Source organism: Candidatus Dojkabacteria bacterium, from assembly GCA_030583845.1.
Lineage (GTDB): Bacteria > Patescibacteriota > Dojkabacteria > SC72 > JAHDCA01.
The window spans coordinates 983,078-997,579 of the sequence record CP129478.1; the positions used below are offsets into that span (position 1 = coordinate 983,078).

Below are 14,502 nucleotides of genomic sequence, written 5' to 3' on the forward strand. Positions count from 1 at the left end.
TCTGCTATTTCTATATAAATCCTGCTGCTATGACTCCACCATCACCAAAACGACCACCTTCGGTGCTCATTTTGGAGATGGTCGGGGAGACAGGACTCGAACCTGCGACCTCTACTTCCCAAAAGTAGCGTTCTAGCCATCTGAACTACTCCCCGAGTATTCAAGATTAAGCAACTGTGTATACAGTTGCGTGATCTTGATTTACGAGGCAGTCCTCTTGAGGACTCCCCGAGTACTTCTTGTGAGTCAAATTCTAGCTTAAAAAGCTCATTTTATCAATCTATGGAACCAAGATCTTTACTACCTGCGGCATAACTTCCGCTACAATCTCATTGCCGCTAATTAATTCTCCGTCTACCTGGATATCGCTTTGGTGCTCTACAGTCAACCTTATCTTCTTTCCTCTTCTATGTGTCACGGTGTCGCTAAAGTCATCGAGATCCTTCTTGCTCACGAAGCGCTGCTCCAACAGCTTCGCGAAGTTTCGTGTCTTAAAAATTACAAGATCGAGATAGCCATCACTCGGGCTAATCATATTGGAAAGATTTAGTTGCCCAATCCCCATATTGCCCGAGTTAAGTATAGAGCATGAGTATCCTTTCTCAACAAACTTTTCTCCATCAACCTCGACATTGTACTCTATCTCTTTGCCAGCCTTGAATGCCTGCACCCCGGCTACCGAGTAGGCCAGCATTCCGAAGCGCTCCTTCATCTCGCGGCTAGCCATTTTCACCTTATCTGCGGCAAATCCCATTCCTACTCGCAAGATAAACTTGCTGCCATCTCCAAGCCTGCCCATGTCGACCTTCGTGTATCTCCACTCGCTTTTTGGCCTCGACAGTAGTGCTAAAGCTGCTTGACTATCTTGAGGTATCATAAGATCTTTTGAGAGTAAGTTTGCCGAGCCGCCTGGGATAATCGCTAGCGGGATAGGGGAGTCGATAAGGTATTGTGCTGCTGACATGACTGTACCATCGCCACCATATACAGCTATTGCGTCGGGCTTTGTTGGCAACAACTTCTTTACAAAGCTCTCAACATCTCCGCTCTTCTTCGTGATATGCAAATTCCACTCTGTCCCGTCTTCGTTCAGTGCCTTGTTGATATAGTACAAAATCGGCTCAGGCTTGCCGGATATCGGATTTACGATCAGCTCTATTCTTTTGCTCATGGCTCTACGGTTTAGAATTTAACTGCTCATAACGATTAATTCTCCTGCGGATATATTCTACGTCAGGATCAGCTATCATGCGCTGTCGTTTTATTAGCTCAACCGCCTCTTTTGCGCTAAATCCTTGGTTTATAAGTATCGCTGCTGTCATAGCTACGCTTCTATGGCGTCCTTCCTTGCAATACACAAGTACATTTTTTCCTTCATCCAAGAACTCTTTCGCAATACCGGCGCCTCGTTTTAGCATCTTCATCGGTATTGGCAAGAACTTGTGGTCAAATGAAGGAAGCCAGACAACCTCAATGCTGTGGTTTGCTAGATGACGGGGAAGGTAGAAAATAGTAGAAATAATCAGATCTACGCCAAGCCTGTCGATTTCCGTTTCATCTATGCCTGAATTCCAAGCACCAATATAAAGCTGGTCTGTGATCCTAGAGATATCTTTCATGTTTCTATTATACCTTAGCGAGAGCATAAATTGATCTAGTGACTGCAATCAGTAATTGATCGTATAATGGCAACAGTATGCAAAACCATAAGCGTTTATTGAAACTTGTTCAAAATATTCTAGTGGTAGCTCTCTTTGTCGGATCGATTTATCTTATAGCTATCAACCTAAATCTGCAGACGCTCATAGAGAAATCAGGTGAGATAAAGTTTTGGCCTACACTAGCGGTAATTTTGCTCTCAATCTTAGGGTCAGTTGTTAGAGGCTTAAGGCTGAGAGACCTTACCCTTATCCAGCTTCCACTAGGTAGCATGACTAATATCTCAATTGTTCATTCATATCTTGCCACAATGCTTCCGTTTAGACTTGGTGAGCTAGCTTTGCCTGCTCTGCTCAAGAAATTTGCAAATTACAGCCTTAGCAAGGCTTTTGGAAAGCTCGTATTCATAAGGATAATAGACACAGGTGTAATACTGATTGTTGGCGTTCTGCTTACCTTAGTGATATCTGGGCTTGGGTATATGAAAGTGGCATCAATGGTTACTTTTCTAGGGATTTTATTCTTTCTAGCAATTCTCAAGAGTGATTTTGCACTTAATATTATGCGGAAAATTCCAGGAATACGTAAAGGGAGCGGCATACTTGAGGCTGTAAACGAGGTCACTCACAAGCAGTACTTCCAAACATTGATAACAACAGCGGCTGGGTGGGTAATCACGTATGCGGCTACATATTATGCTTTTCAGGCAGTTGGGCTTGATATATCACTTACCGTGCTTTTGGTTGCGGCAACGGTACTTACTCTTTCAGCAGTTATCCCGATCCAGACCCCGGGAATGGTAGGAACATACGAGGCGATTATGCTATTTGTATTCTCTCTCTTTGCAATCAAAGGTGAAGGGATACTTGAAGCCATCGTGCTATCGCACATACTATCTATATCGATAAACACAGTCATAGCTGCGGTTTCTGGAGGGATACTCTTCGTCCAAGGGAAGAAGCTGGATAGAACGGCCGTTAGCCCAATAACACTCGAAGGTCTACAAGAATAGGCTCATCAGCATTTTTGAAGCTTTCGCTACTTGCTGAGTTAGGTTTGATAAAACCTCGTGGTAATGATACTCCTCCAATAAAGGAGGCTCGAAATCCAAAGTAAGCTGATCCTTACTCATCTGGTTTTCATTTACATTTTATTGCATTCAGACAGAAAGACTGACTAGCAGTGAAATTGAATTTCTATCTAGGGCAGGAAAGTGAGGCTGTAAGCCTCACAAAATTGAATGCGGGGATATTATACCATAATCTTCGTGGTTTTTCACCTATCGCTGTAATTTTAGAATCTAACTGTAAGTTACAGAGGAAGATTCCCTAGAAAATATGCTTTAGCACCGAATGTCTTAACCCCCGTAAATTCCTTGGGGTCGATCTCGCCAACAGCATGTTTCCACTCATAACCACTCAGTATCCAAATTACCTGAGTCGAGGTAATGCCTAGTTTCTCACAAGCAGCCTGAATAACTTGTGAGTAGGTCGGTACAGGTCTGTAGCTTGAAAAAAGTTTATCTGGTGTGGTCGGTGTAGAGGAACTAACTGTCTCACTATAATCCTGATCATACTCACCTACCAAATCATTTTCTCGTCACAAATCAGGTTAACCCAAACAGCCATCTTATTTTGATTTTCATTTAGCGGATATCTACTTTCACTACTCATTTATTGCGGTCTTAAAAACTTAATCGTTAGCAACTCATGACTTACTTTACACCAACCTGCCCTTGATTAGCTACCTCCACGTTGCGATAGGTGAAAGGTTTCATACATTTAAAATCTAATGGAGGTTAAATACGCGGTTACGTCTCCCTCGTTGAGGCCAATTTTCAAATATTGCAATGATCCAATATAATATAGCACGCTTAATATGATCATACTGACATGTTTGTTGTTAAAAATCTAACAGTTGCGCTCGACGAGAACGAGAAAAAGGTACTTGAATCAGTTAATATTTCAATAAACCCAGGCGAGATTCATCTGGTAATGGGTCCAAATGGCGCAGGAAAAAGCACATTGGCGAAGGCTCTAATCGGGTGGGACGGTCTTAACTGTACTGGAGTGATCAAGCTGGATTCAACCGATATTTCTGATATGGAGATAGACACTCGAGCGCGGGAAGGGCTTTTCTATGCAGCACAGAACCCTGTTGAGGTTCCCGGAGTTCACCTGGTTGAATTTCTCAGAAATGCCTACAATTCAAGAAAATATGAGAATGAGAAAATTGACCCATGGAGCTTTACTGAGATGTTTGAGGCGGTTGCGGATGAGCTGGGATTTGACCCTGACTTTTCAGAGCGAAACCTAAATGAAGGTTTCTCGGGCGGCGAGAAAAAAAAGTGCGAAATTTTGCAGATGATACTTTTGCGCCCAAGGTATGCAGTGCTTGATGAGATCGACTCTGGGTTGGATATTGATTCGCTAAAGAGAATATTTAGCTCCATCAACAAATTTGTGAAGGATAATGGCGTCGGGATCATCGTAATCTCGCACAATCCAAAAATTTTAGACTATATTCAGCCGGACAAAGTGCATCTCTTAAAGGGTGGAACAATTGTTGAAAGCGGAGACGGTACATTAGCTGAAAAAATCATCTCAAAAGGATATGCCGAAGAAAGCAAAGAGAAAACAGAATAAAGGGTTTGAGTTTCCAAAAGGCCTAAGTGAGGATGTAATTCGCAAGATCTCGCAGATCAAAGAAGAGCCCGATTGGATGCTTGAAATGCGTCTGGAAGCGTATAAGGTATTTCTGGAAAAGCCGATGCCTACTTGGGGGCCAGATCTTAGCGATATTGATTTTAATGATATCAAGTATTATGCAACAGCTGGCGATCGCACCCACACATGGGATGAGGTTCCGGGGGATATTCGCCAGACATTTGATGATTTAGGAATACCCGAGCACGAGAAGAAGTTTCTAGCAGGTGTCTCTACACAGTATGAGTCCGAGATAATCTACCACAATCTTCAGGAGCGGTATCAGGATAGCGGATTGGTCTTTGAAAGTATCGATGAAGGGCTCCATAAGTATCCGACGCTATATAAAGAGTATTTTGGCAAGCTGATCCCACACGATGACAATAAGTTTGCAGCACTTAATAGTGCAGTATGGAGCGGGGGGAGCTTCATATATGTGCCCAAAGGTGTGAAAATAGCTATCCCAGTGGAGACATATTTTAGAATTAACACAGAAAATATGGGGCAATTCGAGCGTACCCTCATAATCGCCGATGAAGACTCAGAGGTACACTATATCGAGGGATGCACAGCGCCACAATACAGCACCAACTCGCTGCACGCAGCTGTAGTGGAGCTTTTCGCAGCCAAAAATGCCCATATCAAGTACACTACGATCCAGAACTGGTCGAAGAATGTCTACAACTTGGTCACCAAGCGTGGCAAGGCTCAAGAAGGCGCTAGAATTGAATGGCTTGATGTGAATATCGGCTCGAAGGTAACCATGAAGTATCCATCGGTAATCTTGGAGGGTGACAACTCGCGTGGAGAAGTACTATCTATGGCGCTCGCTGACAGTGGTCAGGATCTTGATACAGGAGCCAAAATGATCCACCTTGGTAAAAACACCTCCAGCATAATTGATTCACGCACGGTAAGCGTGGGTAGCGGAAAAGCCACATATAGAGGAATCTCGAGAATTACTTCAAGAGCAGCAAGTGCACGTGCGGTGGTTAATTGCGATGGGCTTCTGATAGACGAAGAGTCGAAATCTTATGCATACCCCCACAATATAGTTTCAAATGATAGCTCTACGCTTGAGCATGAAGCAAGCGTATCTAAGGTGAATCAAGAGCAGGTAAATTATCTAATGTCGCGAGGAATACCGGCCGAAGAGGCACAGCAGCTGATAGTCACAGGATATGTAGACCCTGTAATCGATGAGTTGCCGCTAGAATACTCGGTAGAGCTAGAACGATTACTTCAAATTATTCTTAACCGTGAAGGAAAAGGACACCAAAAAACAGCAGCAAATTGATTTCGATAAGCTTCTTCAGGAGAAAAGCATCGAAATCGAGGTAAAGGAGAGCACAGATTTCCTAATTATGCAGAAGCTAGATCTTAACAATGAGCAGCCTGAGCTACTTCAGTTACGGTTTCTATTCGCTAAGCAGAATGTCAGCTCAGATATATTTATTAGGCTTGTGCTTGTCGGTATGACCAAGATCGACCTGCGGGTAGTTATATTTGCCCCAAATGCAATAAGCGGCATCTCCTCGAAGCTTGATATGAGGGCACTTATGCTGAGTGAGGATTCTTCAATACAGTTTGTGCCTACGCTTGAAATAGATGAAAAAGAGGTGTCGGTGGATCATAAATCAGCGATTGGTCGTCCGGATAGGGCGATGCTGCAATATATGCTATCCAGAGGTGTAAATGAGAAGGCGGCAATAGGCTTAATTGCTGATGCTTACCTACGTTTGTAGCTTATCACCCCGCTATAGGACTTCAAAAAAAGTAAATATAAGTTGTGCAATATTGTAATCCCCCCTATACTTAAAACGACTAAATTGTGAGCGTAAATAAGTATGGACTGGCTATCAATCGGTTTGGGAATTTTACTGGGAGCAGTCGTTTTCATCGTAATCGCCAAGCTGTTTAAATTTGCTTTGAAGACAGCGATATTTATCACAGTAGTCGTGCTCGGATTATACTTTTTAGCAAATTACATTTTTTAGATATTACAGGATAAAAGGGGAATGTTTGGTAATGGGGATGAAGATAGTAATTCCGGTGGCACAGTAATTTAGAACATTCTTAGGGATGACGAAAGAGCGTGAGATTGAATTAATACTTAAATCAAAAGAAAATATAGAGTACTTCCGTGAGGTATATGAATTCTACTTGCCTAAAATATTTGGCTATTGTATCAACCGACTTCCGAATAGAAACATTGCAGAAGATATCACCAGCAAGGTGTTCCATGATGCTGTTAAGCAGATAGATAATTACCATCCAAGAGATGGCATCCGTTTTGGGGCATGGTTGTATAGGATTGCGCACAATAAGATTGTTGACCATATCCGCAAAGAGTCGAAGCGGAATCATACTGAGCTTAATGAGCTAATTGGTTCAGAAGAGCCGAACCATGAGAGAGAGGTAGTAGTATCTGAAGCTCAGATACGTGTTGCGAATGTTATGGCTAAGCTTGCTCCTCGCTATCAGCAAGTCTTGTCCTTACGATTTTACTCGGAACTAGATATTTCAGAGATAGCGGAAGTTATGAAACTCAAAGAGAATAATGTCTCAGTGCTACTTCATAGGGCGTCAAAGGCCTTTAAGCAGCAATTTGAGAAGGAATACTCAGAGAGTGAAATATCTGAATTATTATAACGATATATAACAAAGTATGAAAAATCGCAACAGCAAAACGAAATTTTCAGTAGAGAGCTTTATCCTTCAGGCCAGAATTAGCCCCTCAAAATATGACCAGATAACCGATCAGAAATTCTCAGACATGCTTTGGGCGAAGATTTCCCAAAAAGCAGCGAAGCTTCTAGATGGCATTTCAGTAATGTCATCCTTTCTTCCTTCGATATACCCGGCTAACAGCCGGTTATTCTATTCTGGTATTGTTATTGCAGTAGCGCTGGTAGGATTGACAATATTTGCTGTAAGCAAGCCAGGAATGATTATGACACAAAGCGTGAAGAAACAGTCATACACAGGCACGATCTCATACTTATATGGTCAAACTGGGACAGAAGCTGACAGTAAACTGCTCTATTCTATCTCTGATGGAGCAACAATAAAGGATGGCGACTCAATTCAGACCGAAGCAAATAGCAGAGCTTCGATACTATTTGAAAGTGGAGACATTGTGCGGCTCGACAACAATACTTCGTTAAAAATTAACAAGGCAAATAGCGATACAATAAGTCTAGACCTTTCGCACGGTCAGCTATATGTAAGGGCAGCGGATGACAGAACATATATTGAAGTAAATACTGAGTATGGCAAGTATAAGAGTGAAAAGGCAGTTTATACAGTGGTGTCTAATGAGAATGAAGACGGAGTATTAGTGCTTAAGGACGAAGTAGAGGCAGAAACAAAGGCGAATAAAGTAAAAGTTGAAGAAGTAGATGAGGGTTACACATATTTCATTATGAATAGTCCAAGCTCAAGATATTCTCTTGGACTTGGTATCCTTGAACAGTCTTTCATAACTGGGTCTGACTTTATTTCATGGAATGCCTCACAAGATAGCAAAGTCTTGGGTGGAAGCACAAAGATTAGTGAGATCGCTTATCTAGAGAGCCCTCAGATCGCCATGAAGACACCTTATAACAGCACTGTTGAAGGCGGTACAGCTGTAATTGAAGGACAAACCTCACCAAAAAGCACTGTAGTTATTAATGGAGAAGAGAGCAAGGTGCAGCAGAATGGAGAATTCGAGAAGAAGGTGCAGGTCGAGAATGGTAGTAATGTGATCGAAATTGTAGCAACAGACAGCGAAGGCAATAGCGCTATCGAGACAGTTGAGGTAGTTAGTGTTGTGCCACAGGTGCCAGCGATTAAGACTAATGCATGGGCCGAGGGTGAAGGTATGAGAGTTGCCTGGAGCATTATAGAAGGTAGCGGAGATGGTTTTGATTTCTGGAAGCTACTTTATTCTAGAGGCTCGAATCTAGTTTTGGGTAGTGCAATTACCAGAGATGTACAGAAGACTAAAGGTGAGTATTTCATACCAATTGCAGACGGGCAGACATACAATGTAAGACTTTGCGCCTATATTAAGGCTGAAAATAGATGCTTTGCATACAGCAATATTGTGTCTGTGGCATCTCCGACCCCAATGTTTACTTCGTCACCATTTAGTGTCGAGGTCGAGGCAAACAAAGTACTTTGGGAGTATGACGGTGTTACAGAAGAAGGCTTCTTAGTCGCCTGGAGCACAGAAGAGATATCTGATAAGCTTCCTCGATCACAGTTTAGAGTAAAGCATGTAAAGTCTAAATCAGAAGGTAAGGCCAGGCTTGAGGCTTTCCAAGGAGATGGTAGCTACAATGTGAGCATATGTGTAAAGGATGGGAAAACTTGTAGTGGTGTCCCTGAGAAGATTGATGTGGTACTTCGTGATTATTGAGCATAAAACTCATTTTCTCGACAGGGTGCAGGTTTGTAGGCTATAATCGATCAGCATTGACGAGGAACTTCTGGTTGTACGATGCTTACAGTGACTCCGGTAAAGTGCGAACGGAGAACATCAAACCCGAAGCAAGACCTCCGAGCTTAGGAAGAAATCTATCTTATGATCGCAGTCAGCGATTATAGCGAATAAATAGAGAGTAGAACCTGCAGTAGAGCAAGCTGTGAATTGCTAGGCTAGCAATAGCCAACAAGGCTTAGGTAGAGATATCTGGGCAAAGCAAAGTGGTACCGCGGTTGAACGCCTTTGCAACAAGTTAATTTTGACTTGTTGCAAAGGCGTTTTGTTTTAATAACTCCTGTGAGTTATACATAAATTCAGTAAAAAATAGCATGAACGAAACAAAATTTGGAAGCGACCTTATAGGTCAAAGAGCTCAAAGAATAGCAAAGGTTAAGGAGCTGACGCAGCTGGGCATCAACCCCTACCCTGGGAAGGGAGAGCGTACAAAATACGCAAGTGAGATTATTGTGCAGTATGCACAGCTAGAAGGCAAAAAGGTTGTGGTAAATGGTCGTGTAATGACATGGAGGCAGCATGGGGATATCCAATTTATTGATCTACAAGATCAAACAGGGCGTATACAGCTTTACATTCGTAATGAGGAGCTAGGCGCAACCAATACGGCTGAGGGAATACTTGGCTTAGATAAGCTTCATCTACTTGATATCGGTGACCATATCGAGGCACGTGGTACCGTAACTAAGACCAAAACTGGTCAGGAATCAGTACTTGTAACCAGTATCAAGCTTCTATCAAAGAGCATACGACCGCTTCCAAATAAGTGGCAAGGAGTTACCGACAAAGAGACTAGGTATCGAAGAAGATATCTTGATATGACGATGAATCCAGAGGTTCGCGAGATGTTTGTACGAAGAGGTGTATTCTGGAACGCTGTGCGAGACTTTATGGAGTCTACAGGCTTCACGGAGGTTAATATTCCAGTGCTGGAGCATACCACAGGAGGTGCAGATGCAAGGCCATTTGAGACATATTACGATGCGCTTGCCGAGAATTTCTACCTCAGGATATCCCACGAGCTCCCGCTTAAGCGGCTTCTAGGTGGCGGGTTTGAAAAAGTGTATGACCTCGGACCAAGATTTAGAAATGAAGGTTTTAGCGAAGAGCACCTGCCGGAGCATGTAGCCATGGAGTGGTACTGGGCTTATGCTGACTCACGCGATGGGATGAAGCTTACAGAAGAGATGTTCAAATATGTACTTGAAAAAGTTTATGGCACATTGCAGTTTGAGATCCGTGGTAACGCAGTCGATCTTAGCGGTCAATGGGAAGAGATAGACTTCTCGACAGTTGTTTGGGATAAGTTTGGTGTCAGCGTATTTGATGACACAGTTGAAAAGCTTGTAGATGTATACGTGAAAAATGGAGGTGAGGCAGATCTCAACATGAATCGAAGCAGGGTGGCAGACGGGTTGTGGAAGCTGATTCGGAAAGATATTGTCGGGCCGGTCTTTTTGACTGGAGTTCCGAAATTCCTATCTCCGCTATCAAAAGCCAATGTGGATGATCCACGCAAGGCTGACAGATTCCATCCTATAATCCTTGGCAGTGAGATGGCGAATGCATTTTCTGAGCTAAATGACCCGCAAGAGCAGCTTGATAGGTTCCTTGAGCAGCAAGATATGAGAGATTCTGGCGACGAAGAGGCACATATGCTTGATATAGATTTCGTAGAGATGCTCGAATATGGTATGCCGCCTGCAGTAGGGTTTGGGATGTCTGAGCGTGTATTCTGGGCATTTGAGGCTGTTACAGCCCGTGAAGGAGTGCCATTCCCGCCGATGAAGAGATTCTTTGACAATTTCTCGAAAGAGATTTATGGCGATCGAGTAGACTTTAGTAAGCTTACTTCACATAAGAAGCCTGCATATGCAGCATCAAGCACGCCTGCATCGAACTCTAAATTTGTCATCGTGCTCAACAAAGATGTTGAAGGCTGGAGGCTTACAAATACTGTAGGACATCTGACAGCCTATCTTGGCGGCAAAGTTGGCGAGGCAGTGGTAGGTCGGGAGAGCTTCACGCTGGCAGATGGAGATAAAATATCTGCAAATTCACAGTTTCCTGTGATTACACTCGCAGCAAATCCAGGCCAGATGGTTAATTTCGCTCGGAAAGTACAAGAAACTGGATTACCATACCTTATATATGTTGACGAGATGATTCAGTTTAACCTAGATGATCCTCTCCAAGAGGATCTCAAGGATAAAAAGCTGGATGATCTACTGATTTGGGGTATTGGTGTCTTTGGGGCAGCAGATATAATCGACCCGCTTACAAAGAAATTCAGTATGTGGGGCTAAGCCATCGGTGCAGCTTGGATTGGCATTGCATCTGTTTGAGCGGCGTCCGGTACAGAGTTTGAGGTTGCATCTGGGGCTGTAGTTGGTGCAGCTGTGAAGTCTTTGTTGCGGACCTCTTCGACACTCGGCAATACCAGCCGTGCATACTGATCAACGTTGCTTTCATCGATTGTAACAGATGTAGTCTTGCCCAACACGATCTGCTTTGTTACATAACGCGCCAATTTTTTCATGCTCTGTTCAATTCGTCTCACACCTTGGTCGGTACCAAATGTGCTGATAAGCTTTGGCCAAGCGGTTTGTGAGATCTGTAGCTCCTCGGGCTTTAGCTCTGCATACTCCAAGACCTTAGGGAATAAATATTTCTGAGCGATGACGACTTTCTCATCGACTGTATAGTCTGGAAACTCTATAAACTCTATCCTATCTAGCAATTCGCGAGAGATAGTCTTAAAACGGTTTGCAGTCGCTATAAACAGTATCTTTGAAAGGTCTACTGGATAATCAATATAAATATCTCGAAAAGACTTGTTTTGTTGCGGATCCATTATCTCGAGCATTATCGCCATAAAGTCTTGTCTACTGCTCTCGCTTCCGCTTACCTTATCGAACTCATCAAGGAGGATCACTGGATTCATGCAGCCCGACTTCACCATTGAGCGCACAATTTGGCCAGGAGTCCCTGTCAGGTCAGCAGCAGGCGAGCCGCGTAATTCAGTTGGAGAGCCCAATCCACCAAGTGAAATCCTGTAAAATGGTCGTCCTAGAGCAGCAGCTATAGCTTTGGCGAGGCTTGTCTTGCCCGCACCCTGCACTCCAACAAATGCTAGAACTGGCGCTGAATACTCTCTGTCTGCTGCAGCATTTTTGCGATTCAATACCGCAAGATACTCAAGCACTACCTCTTTAACGTTCTCGCTACCGTAATGCATGCTATCAATTACCTGCTTGGCCTTTACGAGGTCAAGATTGTCTTGAACATATCTGCCCCAAGGCACGCTCATGCACCAGTCAATATATTTGGCGATAGCTTCATACTCTCCAGCTGACTGACCCTGCCTAGCCATTCGTCTGAGGCGTTTCAGCTTCATCTCAATCTGTTCTCTAAGTCCTTGAGGAAGTGTGGCTTGCTCTAGCTTACTTATTAGGTAAAGCACTTCGGCCAATTGTGTTGTCGACTCTTCTTGCATCTTGGGCAGATAAGTAAGTTTCTTTATCTAGTTTACCACAGAGAAACTGCTACTCGACAAACTTATAGTGCGACCACTTGTTGCCAAGTGGTCGCACTACTTTACTTTAACGCACCACCAATGCTGTGTAGTTTAGGTATGCCCAGTTCGAGTAGAAGGTCGCTGGGTCATAGGTAAGATAACCTCTCCATGGATCCATGACGTAGATAGCTGTCGGGTTCTCCGGTGTACCAGCAAAACCATATACTATCTCAGAATGCATACCCATATAGCCTGTAACCCCGGAAGGCAATGTGTAGGCACCTCTAGGCTGGCTATAACGGTTATACCACCACAGAATCACTGGATCGCCATTCTGAACATTTCGAAGAAGATCTGTCGTATTCCAGCCTGTGTGCGTTTCAACTTGTCGGTATCCGCTAACAAAATTTGATACTGGGCCTATATGAACTCCATACCCTGATACCCAACCGACATTCGGGTTATCGCTAGTACCAACTCCACTGCGGATCTGGTTCTCAGTCATATTTATGCCGTAATATCCCAAAACCATCCGTGTAGCAGCAATATTGCAGGTAAAGGTTTCCTGCTGGCGATAGTAAGGGATGCCACTGATTGTAAATACATTCGCGCGTGTAGTGAACCCAGTCGAGAATGCTTGATCAGAGTCAATTCCGTAAACTGTTTTAACGCCAGCACTTACAGTTGCAGTATATCTTGTTGCATATGCTGCAGATGTAGAGAGGGTGTATCTCATCAGATCTCCTTCCCAGCTGAATGTACCCGCGACAGACGGTGAAAGCGAGAAGTGTGATTGTGCCGACTCTTTGTCAACTGGTTGGTTAAATTGTGCGCTGATAACAAGCCCTGCTGGCTCAATGCCTGTCGCACCGTTCGTAGGACTAAATGATGAAACAACTACTTTACCAGCCACGCCAAATGTAAAGATAATGTCTTCCTGAGTTACGCCGCTGCTACCGCTCATCAACCCTTTATTAAATTTAACAGTATACGACTGGCCTTTTGTTAGATCTGCGTTTGGAATAAATACAAATGTATAATCATCGCGCCACTCTATTCGCCCTTCGGTTGCAGGCTCAATGCTGAAGTTATTCTCAACTTCAGCTTTATCCATTTTTTGATCGAACACGGCGATTATCTCAGAATCTGCAGGTGCGGCATTTCCTTTTGGAGACTGAGACTTAAGATATGGAGTCGTAACTGTCTTAAACTTCATATCCAAGATAGTCTCTGTGTCGCTTCGCTCGATATCTTCACCGTTCTCTACATTGTATGAGCGCAAGTTTCTGTAAATCTTTAATGTATACTCACTATCCTGTTTCAATTCTTCCTCTAGATTAAGCATATGAACATAATCACCGGATAGATCGACTGTGAACTTCACCTCAGGAGAGATCTCATACTTAAGCTCAACGAAGCTGCCTAATGGAGAATCATATTCAACATAGAGTGGTTTGTTAACAGGCACATCTGCGCTGTCAGCGTCAGGTATTGTCTGGTATATTTGTGGTACTTTGGGGCCATAGAATTCAACAGCCTGCTCATGCTGCTTCCCATCGCTCCATGGAAGTCTGATACCTGTAATATAGATTACGACTACCGAACCAGGGTAGATAGACTCTTTAGGAGTAAATTTAACCTTTCGTTTTAAGGAGTCGCTTCCCCAGATGCCTTCCCATTCCCATTTACCCTCAACTTCTGGTGACATATTAAACTTTACAGTCTCCTGATCTATCGGCAAATCAAACTCTATTTCAATTGGCTGCTCACCCGAGACCATATATGCATTAACATCGGGTGTGGAGCCAATGACATTTGGTCTAATGATAAATGCCATGTAGAAGACCACCCACATCAATATAAGCAGCAGAATATCGAAAATTACTAGCAATATGTGATATTTCTTATCCCAAAGCCAAAGGCCAATCTTCTTATACCAGACAGAAGTCACCTTAGCAGCTGATGCATCACCTGCCTTTTTCTTATATTTTCGGCGAATAATAAAGAATCCTACATTTATAGCTATAAGCAGTAGTAGGAAAATTATTAATACAACTACTCTTGATTCGAATGATGGGAGATACTCCTTAACATACTCTTCAAGTGCTCGAATTCTGAAATCGTTAAAGTCCATA

Annotated in this window: 12 protein-coding genes and 1 tRNA gene; 8 read left to right on the forward strand and 5 right to left on the reverse strand. The window is 43.3% G+C overall.

Going from position 1 to position 14,502, the window contains the following annotated elements; genetic code table 11:
• Positions 1-78: 78 nt before the first annotated feature.
• The 3 genes from QY318_04620 to QY318_04630 all read right to left on the reverse strand — a co-directional run bounded on the left by QY318_04620 (position 79) and on the right by QY318_04630 (position 1,619).
• Positions 79-155: transfer RNA gene (locus tag QY318_04620), tRNA-Pro, on the reverse strand.
• A gap of 125 nt (positions 156-280) precedes the next feature.
• Positions 281-1,171, reverse strand: a complete 891-nt coding sequence (locus QY318_04625; protein ID WKZ31092.1) for a YegS/Rv2252/BmrU family lipid kinase — start codon at positions 1,169-1,171, stop codon at positions 281-283.
• Between the two features lie 4 nt (positions 1,172-1,175).
• Positions 1,176-1,619: a dual specificity protein phosphatase gene (locus QY318_04630; protein WKZ31093.1), complete on the reverse strand. Its 444-nt coding sequence runs from the start codon at positions 1,617-1,619 to the stop codon at positions 1,176-1,178.
• A gap of 77 nt (positions 1,620-1,696) precedes the next feature.
• On the opposite strand from QY318_04630, the gene QY318_04635 reads away from it, so the two are divergent.
• The 8 genes from QY318_04635 (at position 1,697) to lysS (ending at position 11,156) form a co-directional block, all read left to right on the forward strand.
• Positions 1,697-2,671 (forward strand): lysylphosphatidylglycerol synthase transmembrane domain-containing protein, encoded by a 975-nt coding sequence (locus QY318_04635; GenBank protein WKZ31094.1) that lies wholly within the window; start codon positions 1,697-1,699, stop codon positions 2,669-2,671.
• Between the two features lie 880 nt (positions 2,672-3,551).
• A complete protein-coding gene (gene sufC, locus QY318_04640) occupies positions 3,552-4,304 on the forward strand; it encodes a Fe-S cluster assembly ATPase SufC (GenBank protein WKZ31095.1) in 753 nt (250 codons plus the stop codon).
• On the forward strand, positions 4,273-5,661 hold the full coding sequence (gene sufB / locus QY318_04645) for a Fe-S cluster assembly protein SufB (GenBank protein WKZ31096.1): 1,389 nt from the start codon (positions 4,273-4,275) through the stop codon (positions 5,659-5,661). The genes sufC and sufB overlap by 32 nt, the downstream gene beginning before the upstream one ends.
• Positions 5,624-6,109, forward strand: a complete 486-nt coding sequence (locus tag QY318_04650) for a SufD family Fe-S cluster assembly protein (protein WKZ31097.1) — start codon at positions 5,624-5,626, stop codon at positions 6,107-6,109. The genes sufB and QY318_04650 overlap by 38 nt, the downstream gene beginning before the upstream one ends.
• Before the next feature lie 102 nt (positions 6,110-6,211).
• Positions 6,212-6,361: a hypothetical protein gene (locus QY318_04655; protein WKZ31098.1), complete on the forward strand. Its 150-nt coding sequence runs from the start codon at positions 6,212-6,214 to the stop codon at positions 6,359-6,361.
• An 85-nt stretch (positions 6,362-6,446) separates the two neighbouring features.
• A complete protein-coding gene (locus QY318_04660; GenBank protein ID WKZ31099.1) occupies positions 6,447-7,016 on the forward strand; it encodes a sigma-70 family RNA polymerase sigma factor in 570 nt (189 codons plus the stop codon).
• 16 nt (positions 7,017-7,032) lie between these two features.
• The gene (locus QY318_04665; protein WKZ31100.1) at positions 7,033-8,769 is read left to right on the forward strand and encodes a FecR domain-containing protein; all 1,737 of its coding nucleotides are present in this window, start codon (positions 7,033-7,035) and stop codon (positions 8,767-8,769) included.
• Between the two features lie 395 nt (positions 8,770-9,164).
• Positions 9,165-11,156 carry a lysine--tRNA ligase gene (gene lysS, locus QY318_04670; protein WKZ31101.1) on the forward strand — a complete coding sequence of 664 codons (1,992 nt, stop codon included), beginning with the start codon at positions 9,165-9,167 and terminating at the stop codon, positions 11,154-11,156.
• On the opposite strand, the gene QY318_04675 is transcribed toward lysS, so the two are convergent.
• Complete coding sequence (locus tag QY318_04675) at positions 11,153-12,346, reverse strand: AAA family ATPase (GenBank protein ID WKZ31102.1); 1,194 nt, start codon at positions 12,344-12,346, stop codon at positions 11,153-11,155. The genes lysS and QY318_04675 overlap by 4 nt on opposite strands.
• Before the next feature lie 106 nt (positions 12,347-12,452).
• Entirely contained in the window at positions 12,453-14,501 is a 2,049-nt protein-coding gene (locus tag QY318_04680) for an Ig-like domain-containing protein (GenBank protein WKZ31103.1), read from the reverse strand.
• Position 14,502 lies beyond the last annotated feature (1 nt).

Excerpts from the sequence above, each read along its gene's own strand:
- QY318_04625 (WKZ31092.1), bottom strand. The coding sequence starts at position 1,171 with ATGAGCAAAAGAATAGAGCTGATCGTAAATCCGATATCCGGCAAGCCT.
- QY318_04630 (WKZ31093.1), bottom strand. The coding sequence starts at position 1,619 with ATGAAAGATATCTCTAGGATCACAGACCAGCTTTATATTGGTGCTTGG.
- QY318_04635 (WKZ31094.1), top strand. The coding sequence starts at position 1,697 with ATGCAAAACCATAAGCGTTTATTGAAACTTGTTCAAAATATTCTAGTG.
- sufC (WKZ31095.1), top strand. The coding sequence starts at position 3,552 with ATGTTTGTTGTTAAAAATCTAACAGTTGCGCTCGACGAGAACGAGAAA.
- sufB (WKZ31096.1), top strand. The coding sequence starts at position 4,273 with ATGCCGAAGAAAGCAAAGAGAAAACAGAATAAAGGGTTTGAGTTTCCA.
- QY318_04655 (WKZ31098.1), top strand. The coding sequence starts at position 6,212 with ATGGACTGGCTATCAATCGGTTTGGGAATTTTACTGGGAGCAGTCGTT.
- QY318_04660 (WKZ31099.1), top strand. The coding sequence starts at position 6,447 with ATGACGAAAGAGCGTGAGATTGAATTAATACTTAAATCAAAAGAAAAT.
- QY318_04665 (WKZ31100.1), top strand. The coding sequence starts at position 7,033 with ATGAAAAATCGCAACAGCAAAACGAAATTTTCAGTAGAGAGCTTTATC.
- lysS (WKZ31101.1), top strand. The coding sequence starts at position 9,165 with ATGAACGAAACAAAATTTGGAAGCGACCTTATAGGTCAAAGAGCTCAA.
- QY318_04675 (WKZ31102.1), bottom strand. The coding sequence starts at position 12,346 with ATGCAAGAAGAGTCGACAACACAATTGGCCGAAGTGCTTTACCTAATA.
- QY318_04680 (WKZ31103.1), bottom strand. The coding sequence starts at position 14,501 with ATGGACTTTAACGATTTCAGAATTCGAGCACTTGAAGAGTATGTTAAG.